The 20,079-nt window shown below is 65.8% G+C and carries 11 protein-coding genes; all 11 read left to right on the top strand.

The features are described 5' to 3' along the window. Window positions 1-153 precede the first annotated feature (153 nt). Window positions 154-768, top strand: a complete 615-nt coding sequence (locus ACQ4N7_RS26020) for a hypothetical protein (protein WP_430714357.1) — start codon at window positions 154-156, stop codon at window positions 766-768. A 3-nt stretch (window positions 769-771) separates the two neighbouring features. Beyond that, window positions 772-4,173 (top strand): hypothetical protein, encoded by a 3,402-nt coding sequence (locus tag ACQ4N7_RS26015; RefSeq protein ID WP_430714356.1) that lies wholly within the window; start codon window positions 772-774, stop codon window positions 4,171-4,173. Then, entirely contained in the window at window positions 4,173-8,561 is a 4,389-nt protein-coding gene (locus ACQ4N7_RS26010) for a hypothetical protein (protein WP_430714355.1), read from the top strand. The genes ACQ4N7_RS26015 and ACQ4N7_RS26010 overlap by 1 nt, the downstream gene beginning before the upstream one ends. Then, on the top strand, window positions 8,558-11,386 hold the full coding sequence (locus tag ACQ4N7_RS26005) for a hypothetical protein (protein ID WP_430714354.1): 2,829 nt from the start codon (window positions 8,558-8,560) through the stop codon (window positions 11,384-11,386). The genes ACQ4N7_RS26010 and ACQ4N7_RS26005 overlap by 4 nt, the downstream gene beginning before the upstream one ends. 15 nt (window positions 11,387-11,401) lie before the next feature. Then, window positions 11,402-12,538, top strand: a complete 1,137-nt coding sequence (locus ACQ4N7_RS26000) for a hypothetical protein (RefSeq protein WP_430714353.1) — start codon at window positions 11,402-11,404, stop codon at window positions 12,536-12,538. Continuing rightward, on the top strand, window positions 12,535-13,188 hold the full coding sequence (locus ACQ4N7_RS25995) for a phage baseplate assembly protein V (protein WP_430714352.1): 654 nt from the start codon (window positions 12,535-12,537) through the stop codon (window positions 13,186-13,188). The genes ACQ4N7_RS26000 and ACQ4N7_RS25995 overlap by 4 nt, the downstream gene beginning before the upstream one ends. Before the next feature lie 319 nt (window positions 13,189-13,507). Further along, window positions 13,508-13,903: a PAAR domain-containing protein gene (locus tag ACQ4N7_RS25990; protein ID WP_430714351.1), complete on the top strand. Its 396-nt coding sequence runs from the start codon at window positions 13,508-13,510 to the stop codon at window positions 13,901-13,903. Window positions 13,904-13,905: 2 nt separating this feature from the next. Continuing rightward, window positions 13,906-14,355, top strand: a complete 450-nt coding sequence (locus tag ACQ4N7_RS25985; protein WP_430714350.1) for a hypothetical protein — start codon at window positions 13,906-13,908, stop codon at window positions 14,353-14,355. Next, window positions 14,352-16,103: a baseplate J/gp47 family protein gene (locus ACQ4N7_RS25980; protein WP_430714349.1), complete on the top strand. Its 1,752-nt coding sequence runs from the start codon at window positions 14,352-14,354 to the stop codon at window positions 16,101-16,103. The genes ACQ4N7_RS25985 and ACQ4N7_RS25980 overlap by 4 nt, the downstream gene beginning before the upstream one ends. Then, the gene (locus ACQ4N7_RS25975) at window positions 16,096-18,489 is read left to right on the top strand and encodes a hypothetical protein (protein WP_430714348.1); all 2,394 of its coding nucleotides are present in this window, start codon (window positions 16,096-16,098) and stop codon (window positions 18,487-18,489) included. The genes ACQ4N7_RS25980 and ACQ4N7_RS25975 overlap by 8 nt, the downstream gene beginning before the upstream one ends. 66 nt (window positions 18,490-18,555) lie before the next feature. Beyond that, window positions 18,556-20,070 carry a hypothetical protein gene (locus ACQ4N7_RS25970; RefSeq protein ID WP_430714347.1) on the top strand — a complete coding sequence of 505 codons (1,515 nt, stop codon included), beginning with the start codon at window positions 18,556-18,558 and terminating at the stop codon, window positions 20,068-20,070. Window positions 20,071-20,079 lie beyond the last annotated feature (9 nt).

The raw sequence follows: 20,079 nt of genomic DNA, 5'->3' as shown, positions 1-20,079 counted from the left end.
CCCCCCCTACCACTCCACCCAGGTTGAGCCCATCCCCCCATCTCTCTCCCCTGAACTTCCCAACCCCACCGAAAACGAGGTCGCCGAAGCCCTGACCGACATGGTCAGCGCCATCCTGCAGGCCCAGGCCCAACGTCACGGAGTGGATCTGTCATGAGAGTTAAACCCGTGCTTGGCGATTGGGAAATTCCTCGGATTGCGTCAATTCGCACCCTGGAGCAGCGCCGCTTTGTGGAACTGGCGGTGCCGGGGAAAGTGGGCAGCCTGTTTCAAGACCTGAATACGGTGCCGACGCGGGTGGCGATCGCCGGCAGCCTCTACGGCCAGGAAGCCCAGAGCGAGTTTCTGGAAGCCCTGCGGGAGAAGTTTTTTGCTGGCGAGCCGGTCACCTTTGTGGCCGACATTCTCACCGCCACCGAATTGCAGTACGTGATCATCGAGACCCTAGATTTGCAAGAGAGCGGTCAGCGCCCCGACCAGCTCGACTATTTTCTGGTGGTGCGCGAGAGCCCGCCGCCGCCGCCACCGCCCGACCCCCTGGGCGGTCTGGATACGGGCCTGCTCGACGATGCCGCCGGGTTTTTAGACACCGTTACCGGGGCGCTGGATGCGATCGCCGGACTGGGCAACATTCCCGACATTGCTGACCCTACGCCGCAGCTCTCTGGTGCCCTCGATGGCGTGACCACGGCCACATCTGGCCTGGAGGAGTCGCTGGCACCGCTGACGGCAATCTTTGGCACCCCCGATGAGGAGGATGACGCATAGGCTATGGCTGAAGGAACGCTAGTTGTCAACATTCGCGAGTTGGAAAGCGCCCTGGGCGGGGTGGGAGAGCTGGGTGTCCAGTTCGAGGCCGCCGCCAGTGCCTCTGGGTCATTATCGGGCGGGGTAAGTAATGTGGAGGGCCAGCTGACGGGGCAGGTGGCGGGCCTGTTTGAGTTGGACTCAGCGGCGCTGATCGCTCAGATCAACGAGCTATTTGGCGCGCTGGAACTGCAGGCTGAAGTTAACCCGTCCCCGGCGCTGGCCGGGTTTGAGCAGCGGATTGGGGCGGCGGATCGGGCGATCGCAGGCGACCTGGTGGGGCAAATTCAGAGCGTGATCGACGCGGTGCAGGGCATTGCCAACGGCATCCCCGAAAACCGCACCGAGGTCTTTAACGTGCTGGTCGATCAGCTGTTGCGGGTGCTGGGCAGCCTGGAAGGCCCCGAGGCCGCCACCATTCGGGCCTGGGTGCAGTCGGTGCAGGATCTGAGCCGCAATCTGCTGCCCTTGATCGAGCAGGCCGAGACGGTGGCAGACCCCCAGGCTCTGGTGGTGCAGGTGTTTCAGCAGGCCCTCGACAACGTGCTCGACACCCTCGGCTATGGCTCGGTGCGGCACCTGATCGACCAGCTGGAGGCGTTTTTGGCGTCGCTGCTGCCCTCGGCGGTGGTGGAGCCAGTGGCCAACGGGCTGACGGTGCTCAGCGGCCGCTTTAGCCAGACCCTCAGCCTGGCCCCCGCCGACTACCCCCAGTTTCGCGATGGGGTGGTCGAAACCTCGATCGCCCTGCAGGCGCTGCGGCGCGATCTGCGGCCGCTGCTGAACGAGATCAACCGGCTGCTCGACACGCCGCTGTTTCAGCCCAACGCCCTGGAAAACTACCTGCGCGCCCAGCTAGAGCAGGCCCTGGCGGTGCCTATCCGCGAGGCCCAGCGGATTGAAGACCCGTTCAATGCCCTGTTCGATCGCATCGATACGGCGATCGAGGGCATTGATCTAAGTGTTGTGCGCGACGAGGTGCTGGGCTTTTTTGAAACGACCCGCGACACCCTGGAGGCGGTGGACCTGGGCAGCATCGGCGACACCCTGCAAACCAGCCTGGCCCCGGTGGAGCAGGTGGTGGGCGATCTGGAAAGCGGCGTCGGCGACCTGCTGGCGGAAATCGCCGCATTTTTTGACGGGCTGGTGCGGCAGCTGCGCGACCTGGCGGGCAACGTGGGGGAATTTTTGCCCAACGGTCAGTTTGAGTACCGCTTCGAGCAGGATTTGCGGGGGCTGTTTGAACAGGCTGAGGTGGCGATCGCAGGCGACCCCACCAACCCCAGCACCCCCAGCCTGGCGGGCACCCTGGCCGAGTTTCAGGGCGTTCTCGATGGCATCCTGGGCCAGCTCAGCGACCTGCTGACACCGCTGGAATCTGCAATTACCGACGTCACCGACCAGGCGGTGGCGGGCATCGATGACTTCACCAGCTTTCTCACGGGGCTGAACATTCCGGCCCTGCTAGAGAATTTGCGGGCGAAGGTGGCCGAAATTCTCGATCAGCTGGCCCCGATTGACTTTGCCGTGGTGATCGACCCGGTGGTGGCCGAAATGGAGTCTGCTGCCGATAGCCTGCGCCAGATCGACCCCGAATCGCTCAACGAGCTGCTGCGGGAGGCGCTCAAGGTGGCCCTGGATCTGGTGATCACCATCGACCTCAGCGGCACGATCACGCCGCCCCTGCGGGACGGGTTCGCCGCCATTAAGCGGGTGCCCCAGGCCGCGATCGATGCGCTCCAGGCGGGCTACGAAGAGGCGCTGAACCTGCTCGACGCGCTCAACCCGACCCAGCTGCTAGCGGTGCTGTTTTCGGCCTTCGACGTGGTGGAAGCGGCGATCGCCGCCCTCGATCTAACCGCTCTGCTCAAACCCCTCGACGACCTGCACGAACAATACCTCCAGGCTCCCCTGGCCGAGCTGCAGCCCTCCACCCTGCTGGCCCCCCTGGGCGAGGCCTTTGCGACGGCCACCGCCAGCTTCGATCGGCTCGACAGTGCCCAGATCATCGCTCCCCTGACCCAGCTGCTCGATCGCCTCAAGGCCAGCGTCACCGGCCTCGACCTGACTCGCTGGATCGACGATCTGCTGGCCCTCGTCAACCATATTCAGGCGGGCATTCAGGCGATTCGCCCCTCCGATCTGCTGGCCCCGCTGGCGACAGAATTTGCCCGGATTGAAACCGAGCTGGATCGGTTCAGCCCCTCAGTGCTGTTTGCCCCCGCGATCGGGCTGGCCGCCCCCCTGGTGGCCCTGATCGACGATGTGCAGGAGAGCGTGGTGAATGCCCTCCACGCCATGTTCCAAGCCCCGCTGACCCTGCTCGACCAGCTCCAGCCCGAGGCGCTGACGGCGCAGATTCACGGGGCGATCGACAGGGTGCTGGCGGCGCTGCGCACCCTGAACCTGCCGGGCCGCTTCAACCAGCTCAAGGCCCAGCACTTTGATCTACGGCTGGCGGTGCAGACCCCTGGGGCCGAGGCCCAGCTGGCCCTGGTGGGCAACCTCGACCCCGAGGCGGAACTGGGCGAGCTGGTGGCGCTTTACACCCGGCTGGTGGGCGGTCTGGAGGCGCTGAAGCAGAACCTCGACCTCAGCCGTCTGGGCGACCTGTATATCGAGCTGCGCGAGAAGCTGCTGGGCCTGCTGCCCCCCTACGCCCGCCAGCTGCTGGATGTGGAGACCTTTAAGCGGGTGATGCGGCTGGCCGACCCAACTCGATTTTTGGCCGCCCTGGATGAGCGGTTTGACGCCCTCAAGGCGCGGCTGCTGCCGATTCGCCCCGCAGACATTGGGGCCGAGCTAGATGCCACCTACGACACGGTATTGGGCCTGCTCGACGGTCTGGCGATCGCAGACAGCCTGACCCAGGTGCGTGACACCATCGCGCGGCTGCAGGGCATTGTCACCAACCTGCGGGTCGACTTTTTGGCGGGCGACATCGACCAGGCGCTGGACCAGGTGCGGACCCTGATCGACGGCCTCGACCCGATGCGAATGACGGCGGGGCTGGATGTGATTTATCAGCGCTTGCTGGAAGTAGTAGAACGGACGCTGCCCTCGCGCCTGCTGGCGGGGTTGACCGCCCTGCTCGATCAGGTGAAGGGGCTGGTCAACTCGGTGAACCCGCGAGTGCTGCTGGAGCCGCCGCTGCTGGCGGCCTGGGCGGCGATTCAGGGAGCGCTGGATCAAATTGATTTGACCGTGGTGCTGATGCCCTTGCTCGACAAACTCGACGAGCTACAGGTCGAGTTTGAGCTCAGTCTGGGCCGCACCGAAGATGCCTTTGACGATATGCTGCGGGCCGCTCGCGGGGCTCTCAGCGGTAGCGCTAGCGCCAGCGTAGGCGGGGGGGTAAGTCTGTAATGGCTGAGATCGATCGCACCGTTTTTGTCAGAGTAGTCACCCTCGACCCGGTGACGGGGACGCCGATTCCGGTGCCCGACGCCCGGGTGACGGTGCAGCACCGCCGCACTGCCTGGTTTGATCTAACCCTCTCCCAGGGCAACCCGGTGACCGATGGTGACGGCATCGCCGAGGTGGTGCTGCGGTTTGAGGAAAATGACGAAGCGGGCCTCAACCCCTACTTCACGCTGACCCTGCCGGAGGGGCTGCGGGAGGTTTCCAGTGGTGAGCTTGACCCAACTCGCCCCAGCTTTACCCTGCCGGGAGCCTGGGAGAGCCGCCACGACAATGCCAGCCGCATTCGCAACCTGACTACCGACTTTGGCGATCGCACCACCCCCTTCACCGTCTATATGGGCCTGGGGGCGCGGCTCAACCTGGCCTACAGCGACTTTCGAGCTGCCACCAGCAACCCCATTGCCCTGCCCGAAAATGCCCTGGAGCTGGTGGTGATCGACGAGGATATTTTCTTCGACGACACCCTCAAGGGCGTTGGCTATCACCCGCGCGAAAACCGGATCATTCCCTTTGGCCGCAGCGAGGGCGACGATCGCAACGACGACCGCTACCCCTACTTCGACCGACCGCCGACGGTGCCCTACGCCATGGCCCTGCCCGCGGCGGAGGCTGCCCTCCCCCGCGCCTGGATTGACCCGCCCGGTGCCCCCCTGGGCCTGATCGGCGGCGGCAGCTTTGAGCAGGTGGGGCGGCTGGCCACCGACGCCCACGGGTTTGTGTTTATGGTCAATCGCGCCCCCAGCCATCCCGTCATCCGCCGCTTTTACCCCGACGGCACCCTGTGCGAAACCATCGAGTCGTGGCGCGAGGGCGGCAGCACCCAGCACTTTCAGCAGCCGCGAGGGCTGGTGGTCGATCGCGATCGCCGCCTGCTGGTGGCCGACAACCAGTCGATTCTGGTGTTTCGCCCCCATCACGACAAGGCCCGCCTCGACAGCAACGGTCAACTGCCCGTAGACGCTGGCCTCTACCGATTCAGCCAGCGCTGGGACCAGTGGATGGATTTTACCGCCGCGCTGCCGGTCAGTCAGAGCTTCGGCGATCCCCAGGGGCTGGCGGTGTTGCGGCTGCCGGGGGCTGGCGACGAATATTTGGCGGTGGCCGATGGCGGCGATGCCGGTCCTCCGGTGCTAGCTCCAGCCATACACATCTTCAGGCTGCCGGTCCTTAGCACTACCGCCACCACGCTGCTCCATCAGCTGAGCTTTGCGCCGGGGGCCGGGGTGGTGCCCGTGGCGGTGAGCGGCGATCGCCGGGGCCGACTGTTGGTCTGTAGCCAGGCCCAGCACCAGGTGTCGGCCTGGCAGCTGACGAATACCAGCGGCTGGAATGCCGCCCCCCTGTGGACTGTAGGCGGTACCGCTGGCAGTGCCAACACCGAATTTAATGGCCCCGTGGCCCTGGCGGTGAATGCCAATCACAACACCGTGGCGATCGCCGACGCCAACAACAACCGGGTGCAGTGGCTGAATGCCGACAGCGGGGCTTTTCTTGCTTCCTGGACGACTCCCTACCCCGAGTCAGCGGCCCAGCCGGTGGTGCCAGCGGGGATTGCGATCGACGATCGCAGCGCCATCTACCTGGCTGATGGCGGCAACCAGCGGGTGGTGCGGGCTACTCCTTTTGCAGCGAGTGGTGCGCCCCCGCCGACCGCAACGCCGCCCCGGCACGAGCTGACCTGGCTGCCGCGCACCGAGCTGCCCCACCTGCACCAGCCCGGCTATGTCCACCTCGATGGCCAGGGCCGCCTCTGGGTCAGCGATAGCGGCAACAACCGGGTGGTGGCCTACGAGCGCCAGGGCGACGGCTGGCGCTCAGTGCGGGTGCTGAGTGGGCTGAATGGGCCGGTGGGCATTGCCACCAGCCCCACGGGCGAGGTGTTTGTGGTCGAGTCGGGGGCCAACCAGGTCAGCCAGTTTGACCCCACGGGCGATACCGCCGCCTCAACTACCCCCGGTTTCAACGCCCCCCAGGGGATCGCCTACCAGCTGCGGGGGGCCGGACCCGTGCTCTACGTGGCCGATCGCGGCAGCAGCCAGGTGATGAGACTCGGGGCCGACGGCACCCCCACTCCGCTGGATACCGCAGGCAACGCCCTGGCCGCCCCCAGCGACCTGACGGTGGATAGCCAGGGGCGGCTCTACGTGCTGGACGAGGGCAACCGTCAAATCCTGCGGTTCGACGCTGAGGACGCCTTCGATCGCCGTATTGACCTGAGTGACGCCGCCCTCAAGCTGCCCGCCCCCGCCGGGCTATCGATGACGCCCGACGACCGGCTGCTGGTGTGCGATCGCAGCGGCAATCGCGTCGTGGCTCTCACCCTGCAAGAGTCGAGCACCGCCACCACCGCTCGCCTCGATGCCCACTGGGACTTGCAGCGGTTTTTACCCCAGGGGTTTTATCGCCGCCGTATCGCCGCCAACAGCGGCACGGCCCAGTTTGGCGGTGGGCTGGCGGCTCGCCCCGCCGAGGAATTTTTAGGCCTGCCCGCCTGGCGGGTGACCAGCGGCGGCACCCTGCAGGTGGCGGCGACCAGCGGCGGCGGGTTGAGCGCCGCTATTACCCTGGCCCCCGACGACTGGATTTTCGTTCAAAACAATAGCGCTGTCAGCGCCAGCGACACCCTCTGCGTCGTCGTTGACCCCAATATCTACTACCCTGAGCTGGCCCGTCACCTGCTGCTGGCGGCCCCCAGCCGGGCGGTGAGCGACAGCGAGGGGCTGATGGCGATCGCCGACACCGGCAACCATCGAGTGCGGCTGGTGCGCCACAGCACCACCGTCAACGGCAACCTGTTTGATCTGGGCCAGGGTCTGTTTGAGGGCTATCCCGACCTGTATCTGCGATCGCACTGCCGCTCCGATCAGCGCCAGCAGGCCGAGGTCAAACTGCGGGTGGCCGCTGGCCGCGACACCAGCCGGTTTGGCAATGCCGACCGCTGGCAGAGCCCCACCCAAGACGCCTATACCGCCGACACCTACACCCAGACCAACCGCTTTACCGACACCACGCCGCTCAAGGCCATGGCCATCAACGCCGTGCGGGTGATGCAGGAGGTGCAGCGCTGGCTGGTCCACACCACCCGCCAGGACAGCGACGGCCAGCGCTGGGGCAGCGACGGCCAGCCCGACTTTCTGGGGGTGGATGTGCTGGCGGTGAAGGGCAGCCTGCACCACTGGTTTGCCAATGTCCTATCGATGGGAGCCGATGAGGCGGGTCGGGGCCACGACGCCTGGGATGACTCCACCATTGCCCACGAAATGGGCCACTGGGTGTTTGACTACACGCCGCTGCGCCGCCACGTCGAGGAAATTAAGTCAAAGTACACGGGGGGTGAACACTTTGCCAACCTGCTGTTTGACCAGGCGATCGCCATGGTGGAGGGCTACGGCGAATACATTCAGCTGTTTTGGGGCAGCGAATTTGCGGGCCGCGATCGCCTGCGCGGCTTTCCCATTGACGAGGTATCGACCCTGCGGCGACGGGGCAGCACCACCCGACTGCCCCTCTACGACCAGCTCAACCGGGGCCTCGAAGCCGAGGGCTACTTTGCCAATACCCTGTGGCAACTTCACCACCTGGTGGCCGAACCGGCGATCGGGTTTGCCGACTCGCCCAGCTACTGGTGGAGCTACAACAGCCACCTGAGCGACGACCAGAGCCAGCGCCTGGTCGAGCTGCTGCGGCTGCCCTTCCGCCAGTTCCCCGACGACAATCCGCTCTGGTCTCTAAGCCCCAATCTCTACCTGTTTCGCCAGATTTTGGCCCAGGCCCGCCGCAGCCAGCCCGGTTTTGTTGACGCCATTCAGCAGCTCTACGAGATCAATAACCAGCTAATGCCCAGACTGCGGCTGCGGCGGCTGACCGGGGGCAATCCCGGAGACCCGGTGACTATGGTCATAGCCATAACGGCGGGGACCAGCGCCGATTTCGTCGTTGACCTGCGCGATGAAACCGATACGCCGCTGGGGGGCTACAACCTGCTGTTTACGGTGACGGGCGGCGGCAGCATCATCCCCATCACTCCAGCCTCCGAGCCGCGTCGGGGTCGCCGCTTAGACTCCCTGCGGCACACCGCTGAGCGGGCCACCGATGCCCAGGGCGAGGTGCGCTTTACCTACCAGGCCCCGGCCAGCGCCCCGGCGACAGGCAGTGTGGAATTTCAAATTATCTACCAGCCCCACTTCTCTACCTTTAACAACTATCCGCTGCCCGCCGACAGCCGTGAGGTGATGCTGCAAAAGCTCTATCTGGCGACACTGCACCGGGTCGCTCCGCCCGACGAGTTTGGCTTTGAGCTAAAAACCACCGTGGAGGTGCAGCTGTCATGACCTGTCTACCTGTCGCCGGGGTTGATGTTGTGCGGGCCACCCTCTGTCGGGCCGCCAAAAAAGTGCAGATTCGGCTGGGCCTACCGGCATCGGTGTCAGCCGAGGCACCCTGGACGGTGCCGTTGAATCGGCTATTTCACCTGCGGCTGCGGGTGGATTGGGACGCCGGAATTGACCCGCAACATCTGGTTTTGGGGCTGCGATCGCAGCTGCCCGACAGCGGGGGTCAGGTGCGCTTTAACGGTCCTGACGGCCCAGACAGCCGCACCCTGACCGGCAGCGGCGAGTACATCGTGGCCCTCTATGGCACTCGCCCTTCCGGCCAGAACGGAACGAATGGAGATGTGTTGATCGATCTCAAAGCCAACGGCGAAGCCGACAGCGAACCGCTCTTAACCCTGCATCTGGCGGTGCAGCCCCAACCCCAGGGGGATATCGATGCCGCCCTCGACCAGCTGGAGGCCGAACTGGCGATCGCCGCCCAGCCGGTTCGCCCCACCGATGCCGCTCTGCAGCCGGTGTGGGATCGCTACGCTCGCCTGTTTGCCGATGCCCAGAGCTTTGCCGACGCCCTCAGCGCTCTGCCCGAGGCCAGCATTCCCACGGTGGCTGGCCCCCTGGAGCCGCGTGCCTTTGATCTAGATGAAATTAAAACTCACCTGCGCCACCACGGGCGGCCCGATAGCGTGGCTGAAACCAGGGCGCGGGGCCGCAACGATGCCTTTGACCCGTTTCGGGGCCACTGGCGCGGCGACTGGCGGCAGGGCAATAGCTGCCCGCCAGTGCTGGGCATTTGCCAAGACCACCAGTGGGGTGACACCGCTGCCCTGCCGACCCAGCCCCACCTCTACGGGCAGCGGGTGCGCCTGGGCGACGATAGCCGCCCCTACCGGGAGGGGGCCGGGGCCTGCACTGCCATTACTGAGAGCGATCGCGATTTAACCCAGCCCGCGATTAACCTGATCAATATCGACACTGGCGTAATTGTTGGGGCCGTGGGTCTGCGAAACACGTCCGATCGCGGCCCCGCTCCCAGCATCGTGGCCCAGCGGCCCCACGTGGGTTTCTACATTGCACCGGGCCGACTGCTGTGGGTGGCCGAAGAACACCTCAGCGCCGACGGCAACGAAGTCACCTACAGCGTGTTCTACGAAATTCGCGAGGGCGACCCGGTCGAGCAGCCCCTCTACACCATCCAGGGGTTCGAGTTTCGCTGGCATCGCGGCGAACGCCGTATTCACGGTGAGATTACGACTAAGGCCGGTCAGTACCTCAAAATCATGACCGCCGAGGAGCGCGAGCTGGAGCGTCAGTTCCGCGATCGCGCCCTGCAGCCCGGCCACCTGGAGCAGCCCTACTACCGCCGCCAGCTCGAACGCCTCAGCCCCGATGCCGTGCGCGCCTTTCAAACCAACGCCGCCACCAGCGCGACGGTGCGCCCCTACCTGGAGCGACTGCTAGACTTTGTCACCCAACAAAAGGCGCTGGCCGAGGCCCCCATTGGCCTTCGCCCCGCCGTCACCTTCATCATGGGCGAAGAACCGGAGGATGCCGCCAACCAGTTCTACTCCTCGGCCCGCAATTTCTTTGACCTCAACCCGGCTGGAACCCTGGTGACCAATCTGCGCAATCTGGTCGAGGTGCGCGACTATCTAGATCGCCACGCCATCGCCGACAGCCCCTGGGGCGAAATCAACATTGTCGTCCACGCCAACGAAGAGGGCGGCATGAGCATTCCGGTCAGGGCCGGGGGCAACGACATCTTCCCTGAGCTGCTGGAGCAGGCGATCGCCGCTGGCGACATTCTCCCCCTCGACGATGCCCAGGTGGATGTGCGCACTCAGGTGCGGGTGCGGGGCTGTGCCCTGGGCCGCAGCCAGGAGATTTTAGAACTTTTGAGTGTTGCCCTGGGCGATCGCGATCGTCAGCATCCGGTGGTGCGGGCACCCCAGGGTTTGCAGGGCTACACCTGGCGATCGGTGGGCGGCACCCTCACCGAAGTGGAAGAACACCTGGTGGAATTCTGGTTTGTCAGCTGGCCCGGCACCAACGCCGCTCGACCCGCCCGCGCTACCCTGGCCCAGCAGTTTGGCGACAAGTACCGCAACCACCCGGTCGATTTTGACTGGGAAGACGCGCTGCGGGGGCGGGTGCCCGGCATTACTCAGGAGAGCCGCGATCGCAGCCTGCCCTATGCCCCGATTGCCATCCCCTATGCCCCCGCCGATCTGCCGCCCCTGGGCACCGCCGCCCAGCGCCTGACCGCCCTGCTGGCCCGCACCACCGTAGAGGCCGAACTCAACGCCGATGGTTACCAGATTGCCGACTTCAACTGGGTGATCGGGACCGCGCAGCACACCCTGGGCAACGGCGACATCGAAGTCACCTACACAATCAACGCCCAGCGCACTATTTTGCGGCTCGAACGCGATCTGCGCGCCCAGCTCTCAAATCTGCTGTTCACCCTCAGCAGCAGCCTCCAGACCGACCTCACTAACCGCACCCTGTCGCCCGCCCTGCGCCAGGCCTTTACCGACGCCGGGCATCCCCTCTCCGATGTCGCCCTGGTGCTGATTCGCGAAGTCAACCAGCAGTGGCTGATTCTCGACCCGGCCCATCCCCTACTGCACCAGCCCAACCGCCTCCGCACCTTCCTGGTTCGCCGCACCGACGCCAACCTCACCGTCCGCCGCGAAGACCCGCTCACTACCGGTGCCGTAGTTCGCGCCCATCCCCCCGTCACCGACTTGCAAAACTTTGGCGAATACGTCCCCGCCCGCCCCGCCACTCGCCCTCTGGGCGAAAACCTGCCGGTGAGTCCTTAAGGATGGAGATGCTCTGTGGTTAATGTTCCGTTTTTAGCTAACAGCGAACCTGCGGCAGTGCGGCGACCGGCCTTTGCGATCGCCCACAGCAGCGGCGCAGCCTCCGGCGGGACGGGCAGCCTGGGCGGGCTGGCCGCAGCGGCAGGGAATCTGCTGGGTCAGGGGGGCGACGACTTCTGGCTCAGCCACACCCTGGAGATCGCCGTGCAAACCGGGCCGCTGCCCTTTGTCAACAGTGCCTGCATCACCTTTGCGGCGGCTGACGCGCCGGACATTGCTCTGCAGGATGCCGTGACCATTTCCCTGGGCTACGCCGATGCCGCGCCCGAAGCTGTATTCACGGGCAGCGTCACCCGGCAGGTGCGCACCCTGGCGGGTCTCACCCACCTCTACGCCAGCGACGGCGGCGGCAGGCTGGCGCGGCAGCGGCTCAACCAGAGTTACGCAGCCCAGAACGCGGGCGACATTGTGCGCGATCTGGCCAGCCAGGCCGGAGTCGAGACCGATGTGATTGAATCTGGGCTGTCCCTACCCTTCTATGCCCTGGCCAGCACCACCCCGCTCCAGGCCCAGATTGCCGCCCTGGCCCGCCGCAGCGGCTACTGGGCCTATTTCACCCCGGCGGGCAAGCTCACCTTTGCCCCAGTCAGCGAGGGGGAAACCGTGCAGACCTTTACCTACGGTACCGATGTGCTCAAGCTAGAGATTACCGAGGCGGCCCCCGCCCTGGACGGGGTGCAGGTCAGCGGCGAGGGGGCGGCGGGCAGCCAGGGGCAAGACGCCTGGAACTGGCTGGTGGCCGATGCCACCGGGGTGCAGGCCCAGGCGGGCAGCGGCGAGGCCCAGCGCTGGGCTAGCGACGGTGCCCTGCGCAGCCAGGATGCCGCACGCACCGCCGCCACCGCCCGCGCCTCAGCCGCCGCCTCAGTGCAGCTCACCGGCGAACTGTGGGTGCCCGGCGCTCCCCAGGTAGCGGTGGGCCGCCAGATCGCGATCGCCGCCGCCCCAGAAAATTTCCTCAACGGCAACTACCAGGTCGAACGCGTGTGCCATCGGCTGTCTAAATCGCGGGGGTTTGTCACTCGCCTGAGCCTGCTAAAAACCGCCTCGGTGCCTCTCGGTGCCCTGGCCGCACTGGGAGGGCTGCTATGACCACCCTCACCCTCTACGAAACCATTCAGCGCATCGTGCAGGAGGAGCTGAGCCGCCAGCAGACGGCGGAGCTGGCCGTGGTGCAGGAAAACCACCCCCACGCCGACGGCGGCGACACCGACAACTATGCCTGCACTGTGGTGCTGCGCAACACAGGACTGGTGCTGCGTCAGGTGCCCGTGGCCACCCCCCGCATCGGCCAGGTCAGCATTCCCTCGGTGGGCGATCTGGTGCTGGTGCAGTTTGTCGGCGGCGACCTCAACGCGCCAGTCATCACCGGCAGCCTGTATTCTGACAGCGCTCGCCCGCCGGTCAGCCAGCCCCAGCAGGCGATCTGGCACCTGCCCCCGGATGCCGCCGAGGACGATGCCCTGCGGGTCGCCTTCAGCGGCGAAGACCCCAAGGCAATTACCCTCTCCCTCGGCAGCGCTCTGACCATCACCCTGCTCGACGACGACCCGGTGGTCTCGATCGATGTGGATGGGGGCAAGGCGGCGATCGCGATCGACCGCGACGGTGCCGTCACCATTACCAGCCAGGGCGATGTCGCCCTTGAGGGCAACAACGTTTCCGTCAAGGCCCAGGCCAACCTCAACCTCGAAGCCCAGGGCGAAACCGTGATTAAAGGAGCCACCGTAAACATTAATTGACCCTTTCCGTTTCCCCAGCCCATTCCCATGAATGAACTGATACCCAACCCAAAGTCACCCCCTGTGGGTCGCGCCAGCAAATGAGCAGGTCAAAACCAGAAATTCCTCCCTTCGACTTCGCTCAGGGATCGTCCCTCCCTTCGACTCCGCTCAGGGATCGTCCGCTCACCTCCCCCCTTCGACTCCGCTCAGGGACCGTCCCCCCCTTCGACTTCGCTCAGGGACCGTCCCCCCCTTCGGCTTCGCTCAGGTACCGTTCCCTCACCTCCGCCCCTTCGACTCCGCTCAGGTACCGTTCCCTCATCTCCTCACCTCTCCTATGCCTCAACCCGCAGCCAAACAGGGCGATCAAATCCTCGCCACCGACACCCACATCATCCAGATTCCCTCCCCCGGTGGCCCGGTGCCGACGCCCCTGCCCCACCCCTTTACCGGCCAGATTGACGGCGGGCTCAGCAGCGATGTCAATATTGGCGGCATGCCTGCGGCGGTGCAGGGCAGCACGGCCAACAACGTGCCGGCCCACATTCCCCAGGGCGGGCCGTTTCAAACGCCGCCCAAAAACCAGGCCACGATTCAGACCGGCAGCGGGACGGTGTTTATCAACGGCAAACCCGCCGCCCGCAATGGCGATACGGCCCTCACCTGCAACGACCCCGCCGATACCCCGGCGGGCACGGTGGTGGCGGTCGGTACTGTTTTCATTGGAGGTTAACCATGGCGACCGATGCCCACCTGCGTACCGACCTGCGGCTGCAGCTGCGGCAGGCGGCCCTGCGCCCGGTCTACGGCAACCAGGAGCTGGTGCGCCGCATTCCCCAGGGCCGGGTGACCGACTTTGACACCGTTGAGGGCACCGACAACCTGGCCCAGGCGGTGGTGATGCGGCTGCTGACACCCCGGGGCGAGCTGGCGGCCCTGGGTCACCCCACCTACGGCTCGCGGCTGCACGAGCTGATTGGGCAGCGGAATGTGGCCACCAATCTGGACCTGATGCGGCTATACATTCTCGAAAGCCTGGCCCAGGAGCCGCGCCTGGAGAAGGTGGAGGTGCTGGCGGTGACGCCCGCGCCGGGCACCAGAGACCGCATCAATGTGGCGTTGCTGGTGAAGCCCGTGGCGGCCCCGGCGACCCCAATTTCCTTTGTGCTGGAGGTAGCGCCATGAGTTTTCGCCGTCGCCCGTTTCCTGAGGTGCTGGATAACCTGCTGACCGGCATCACCCAGGGGGTCTCGTCAGAAAGCCACCCGTTTCCGCCGCCGGGGGCGACGGGGCCACCCTTCCGCCACACCCTGCAACAGCCCCCCGTGGCCGAAATTCAGTCGGTCTACGGCCAGCGCGACGGCGAGTCGGTGCTGTTTCGCCAGGGCAGCGACTACGCCCTGGCGGGGGGCAATACCCTGGTCTGGCTGGAGGGGGCGCAGCTGCCAGACCCCGGCACGCTGCTGGCGATCAACTACTATCCCCAGGCGGCGCTGCCGGTCTTGACCGATATCTACACCGGCAGCGTGGTGCGCACCCTGAGCGAGTCGGTGGCTTTGGAAATCGCCCGGCTCTACGCCCAGCTGGAGCAGGTCTACGACTCGGGCTTTGTGGATACGGCCAGCGATCGCGCCCTCGACCATGTGGTGGCCCTGCTGGGCATTGAGCGGGTGCAGGGAGGGCTGGCCACGGGCCTGCTGGAGTTTACCCGCGCCGCCAACAGCCGGGGGGCAATCAACATTCCGGCGGGAACGCGGGCGATCAACGCCGACGGCAGCGTAGAGTATGAGACCATCGAAACGGTGCAGATGGCCCCTGACCAGACCACCGTGCGGGTGCCGATTCGCGATCTGGAGCCCAATGACCCGCTGCCTGCCAATGCCCTGACCACCCTGGTGGTGCCCCTGGCGGGGGTGGCCAGCATCACCAACCCGGCCCCCACCGCGATCGCCACCCGCAGCGAGACCGACGCCGAGCTGCGATCGCGCACCAAAAACTTTCTCTACGGCAGTCAGCGGGCCACCCTGGGGGCGCTGCAACAGGCGATCGCCAGCCAGGGGCTGACCGCCGAAATCGAAGAACTCACCGATGCCACCGGGGTGCGCCGCCTGAAAATCACCCCCCTGGTGCAGACCCTGCCCCCCGACCAGTATCAGCGGCTTTACACCGCGCTGGAGGCGGCCCGACCCGCAGGTATTCCGTTTACCATTGCTGCCCCTAACCCGCCCGTGCCCCTGAATGTGAGTCTGCGGCTGACCACCGCCAGCGGCCTGCTGGAGCAGGAACTGCGGGGCATTCAGCACACCCTACAGCAGCAGATCGCCGACTACTTTGCCCAGCTGACCAGCGCCGAGCCCGGCAGTCTCAATCGGCTGATTGGGCTGGCCCTGGCCATTAACGGCGTCGAAGACGTGCAGATTCTCAGCATCGTGCGCACCGAAGCGGGCACCCAGGTCAGCGTCATGCCCGACCCCGCCAGCGGGCAGCTGGCCACCCAGGGGCTGGCGGTGCGCCTGGGCAGTCTGGATATTGCCGACCCCAACCTGCCGACGCGCCTGGCGGTGCAGATCAGCCATCCCGACGACGCCGACCCCGCCGATCTACCGGCGATTGAGGCGACCCTGCGAGCGGCGATCGCCACCGTCAACGACCTCAACGCTAGCGAAACCACCCCGGCTGAACAGCGGCAGCTCAGCTACGGGCGACTGCTGGCGGTGGTGCCGCTGCCCAACCACGCGGCCGCATCGCTGCCCGAGACAGCGCCGCCAGTTCCCAACATCGGCCCCTACCAGGTGCAGTTTGTGATCACCCAGGCCACCCAGTTCAGCCAGGTGCTGACGGCCCCCGACGACGTGCCCTACCGCCTCACCCCCTTTGAGCGGCTCAGTCTGGATGGCGTGGTGCGCACTACCCTGGAGGCGACCGATGGCTAGATACGAGCAAATTCGCGATCGCATGCCCTCCCTCTACCGCCCCCAGCCGGGGGATGAAGGCCTGATGGCCCGATTTTTGCAGGCGGTGGGGCGATCGCTGGAGCAGGTTGACCTAGAGGCTGCCGCCGTGCTCCAGGCCCACTGGTTTGAGTACGCCGACCGGGCCTTTTACGACGCCTTCTTTCGGCGGCGGCGGCAGCTTCAGGAACCCCCGCTGCCGCCACCGCTGCTGGGGGATCCATCCCTGCTGAGCTTTCCCTACATTGACGATCTGGCCTACCTCAGCGCCCTGGTGGGTCTGTCGCCATGGCAGGAACCGACCCGCGAAACCGTGGAGGCCTTTCGCCTGCGGGTGCGCCGCACCGTGGCCCTCTACCGCGATGGGGTGGGCACAATTCAGGCCCTGCGGCGGATGGTGGAACTCCAGCTGCCCCTCGATTTAAGCGCTGCCCCGGCGCTGCGCGATCGCCCCTTCTGGATCGAAGAAGGCGTGGCCGCCGCCCCCACCCTGGCCCCGGCTCTCCCCAATGGCCCCCCGACCGACATAGTTGGCCCGCTGATGCGCTGGCGCTTCACCCTGACCGGGCTGCGCCCCGTCTTACCCACCCTCTACATCCAGGGAGTAACTCCAGAGGAAAACAAAATTGCCGCCACCGAGTCGCCCCTGATTGAGCGCTACGGCGGCCCTGGTCAGCCCCTTGGCATTGCCTACCAGGGCAATCTGGCCCCCGGCGAAACCCTGCGCATTCAGCCTGCCTACAACGGCTGGCTGGGCACGGCAACCAGACTACAGCGGGCTAGCTCGACCACTGACCCCACGGCGGCAGGCCCCTGGACTCCTGAGCCCGAAGGCCCGGAGGGAACGGTGGTGGCGATCGCCCAAACCGAAGACAGCGCCCTCTGGGTGGCGGTCAACAGCGAGGGCAGCGGGCAGCTCTGGCGCTACGACGGCCAGACCTGGAGCGGCGAATTTGCCGAACTGAGTGCTATCCACGACCTGTATGCCCACGGCCCCGATCTGCTGATCGGCAGCGACGACGGCCTGGTGCGGCTGCCGCTGTTTCCCCCACAAGGAGAGGAGCAGACCCTCACCACCCTGCCCAGTGCGGCTGTCTATGCCCTGGCGGCGATAGCTGACCAAATTTGGTTGGGCACCGCCAGTGGAGCCTTTATTCTCAATACCGATGGCACCCTGGCCGCCACAGAGCTTCAGGGGGTTGAGGTCTACGCAATCTACAGCGACGGGGCCGGAGCGCGGTTCTTTGGCACCAGCTGGGGTCTGCTTCAGCAGCAGCCGGAACTGGGGGTCTGGTACCGCTACCGGGGCCAGGTGCGCACCGAGCAGCAGTCCGAATGGGATGCCTTTGACCCCGCCACTGGCCCCGCCGATGCCGAGGTGAATTTTTTGCCCCCCGTGCGCGCCATTGCCCGCAGCCGCGACGGTACGCTGTGGCTGGGCACCGACCAGGGGCTGGCCCGCTACCTGGCCCAGCCGGTGCGGGGGCTGACCAGCGAAACCGTGCTCCACGCCTTTCCCGATATCAGCACTGGCCCGGTCCACCAGCTCAGCCTCGACCCGCGCGGGCTGCTGTGGATTGGCTGCGATCGCGGCCTGCTGCGCTACGACGGCTACCGGCTCTGGCAATACCAGGGCGATCGCTGGCAGGTGCTGGGTCAGGCCGATCGGCTCTACCCCGCCGATCGCGACCCCATCCCCCGCGACGGCTGGCGCTACAACCCCGCCGCCAGCGCCTGGGAGCGGTTCACCCCGCTCACTGTTGAGCTGGCGCTGAGAACAATCGAGGCCGAGGCCGTGCACAGCGTGGCCTGGAGTGATGGCGCGATCGCCGACCTGGGCCAGTGGGATGGCACTAGCTTCACCCCTGATCCAGGGGCCGCCGACCCCACCCCCCAGCTGCGCATGCGCTACAAGCCCCGCCCCACCGAAATTCGCGACGGCGGCCTGGTGGCGGTGCCGCGCCTGCCGGTGGGAGGGTCCACCTGGCGCTACCTACAGGTCGAGGGCGACAACCCCATCACCACCGACAGCCGCCCGCTCTGGACCAGCGAGGGCCGCCGCATCGGCAACGACCCCAGCCATATCGACCCCGAGTCGGGCCGATTTGACTTTGCCGGGTCGCCCCCCAGCCACTTTGATGCCAGCCTGTTTGCCTTTTTGCCCGCCGCTCGGGTGTGGCTGAGCTGGCAGCCGCACCAGCCCGCCTCGGTACTGGTGCGCTTGCAGCGACTCCAGGCCGGTGAGGCGATCGACCCGATCATTCTCGATCGCGTGTGGGCGGGTATGCAGCAGGTGCGACCCGCCGGGGTGCAGGTGCAGCTGGCCCTGGGCGACGACCTGCTGCGGGGCGACCTGTCCAGCGGCTAACGGCCTCTCGGCGCTTTTATTTCTCTCGCAGACCGTCTCACAAGCAAGGATTACGAGGTAAACACCATGGGCCTACTAGCAGATGCGATCGGCAACAAAGTGGCTGGCGAACTGATTCAATCTCAGGACTGGAATCAGCTCGTCAACGCCCTGGACGAACTGGTTGAGGCGAGCCTGATCGAGCGGGTCACCACCCTGGAAACCACCATTACCAGCCTGGGCGACCAGGTGACTCAGCTGCGCACCGATGTCACCGCCCTGCAGAATGTGGTGAATCCGTTAATCGCCCAGTACTACCGCCTCAGCCTCAGCACCGAGCGAGTCAACTACGCCCTGGGCGAACTGGCCGACATCACCGTGCAGCTCACCGATTTGCAGGGCAACCCGCTGACGCTGAACGCTCGCAATCGGCCCTGGGTTGACCTGGTGGCCACCTGGGGGCAGTTCAGACCCGTGTCGGGGTTTACGACCCGGGGCGGCGTGGGCGATCGCACTATTTCGGTGCAGGTCGACGGCGATGGTCTGGCCCAGGTGCAGCTGCGCTCCGACTACGCCGAAGGCCTCACCGACGACGACGAAAACGAAATGGCCGTGGTGCTGCGCAGCCAGCCCCAGGGGTTGACTCAACCCATTGCCCAGATGATTTTACAGGCCACCACCCCCCAGGAGGCCAGCCCGGTATATCCGCTGCTGCGCAGCCAGTACCAGCAGTCGAGCCAGATTCAGCACTATCTCGATGCTCACTACCTGCGGCATCCGGCCCTGTCGGGGGGCACCATTCGCCCCGATTTGGGCAGCCGCTGGCGCACCTATCGCGCCACCGTGATGGCCTTCGTCAAGCCCGACGCCGACCCCACCACGCCCGACCCCAGCCTCGGCGTCAGCTCTATTCAAATCGACTACCGCGACTGGATTGGCCCCTGGATTGTGGACTTCATTCAGCCGCCCCTGGAGGTGCTGCCTCTGAATCCCTACATTGAGCGCTTTAACCCCATGATCGACAGAGACTTCCGCCGGTCTACCGAGCGGCTCAAGGACGAAATCACCACCCTGGTCGAGAACAAGGGACTGCTGGGCAAACAGCGCGAATATCGCATTGTCGACGAAGCGCTGCGGCGGGTGCAGCCCGCTACGCCAGTGCCCTTCCTGAACACGCTGACCGAGGGGTTGCACAACGCCATCGGCATTCAGCAGACCCTCGGCCGAGCTGAGGCCAAAACCCTGTCCCTGACCACCCAGGAGGTGGGCTTTAAGGTGTTTAGCGAAACCGCCCTGCAAACTGAAACCAACACAGCGGCCCTGCGCACCGAGCTGACCGAAACCGTGCAGACTCAGGTCAATCAGGGCATTACCCAGGCCCGCCAGACCCTCCAGCAAGAGCAGCAGGCCTTCCGCACCTCGATCGAGGCGGAAAATGGCGTGGTGCAGCGGGCGATTCGCCAGCAGATTTCACCCCTGCAGGATCAGGTATCGGTGCTGCGCAACCTCGACCCCGCCGTGGTCAACCGTCAGCTGCAGGATGTGGCCGCCCTGAAGACCCAGGTCGAAGCCATTCTGCCCAATCTCCGCCTGCCCCGTTGAGGATAGCCC

Source organism: Nodosilinea sp. AN01ver1, from assembly GCF_050565655.1.
In the GTDB taxonomy this organism is placed as follows: domain Bacteria; phylum Cyanobacteriota; class Cyanobacteriia; order Phormidesmidales; family Phormidesmidaceae; genus Nodosilinea.
This window is presented reverse-complemented; position numbering and strand designations above follow the sequence as displayed.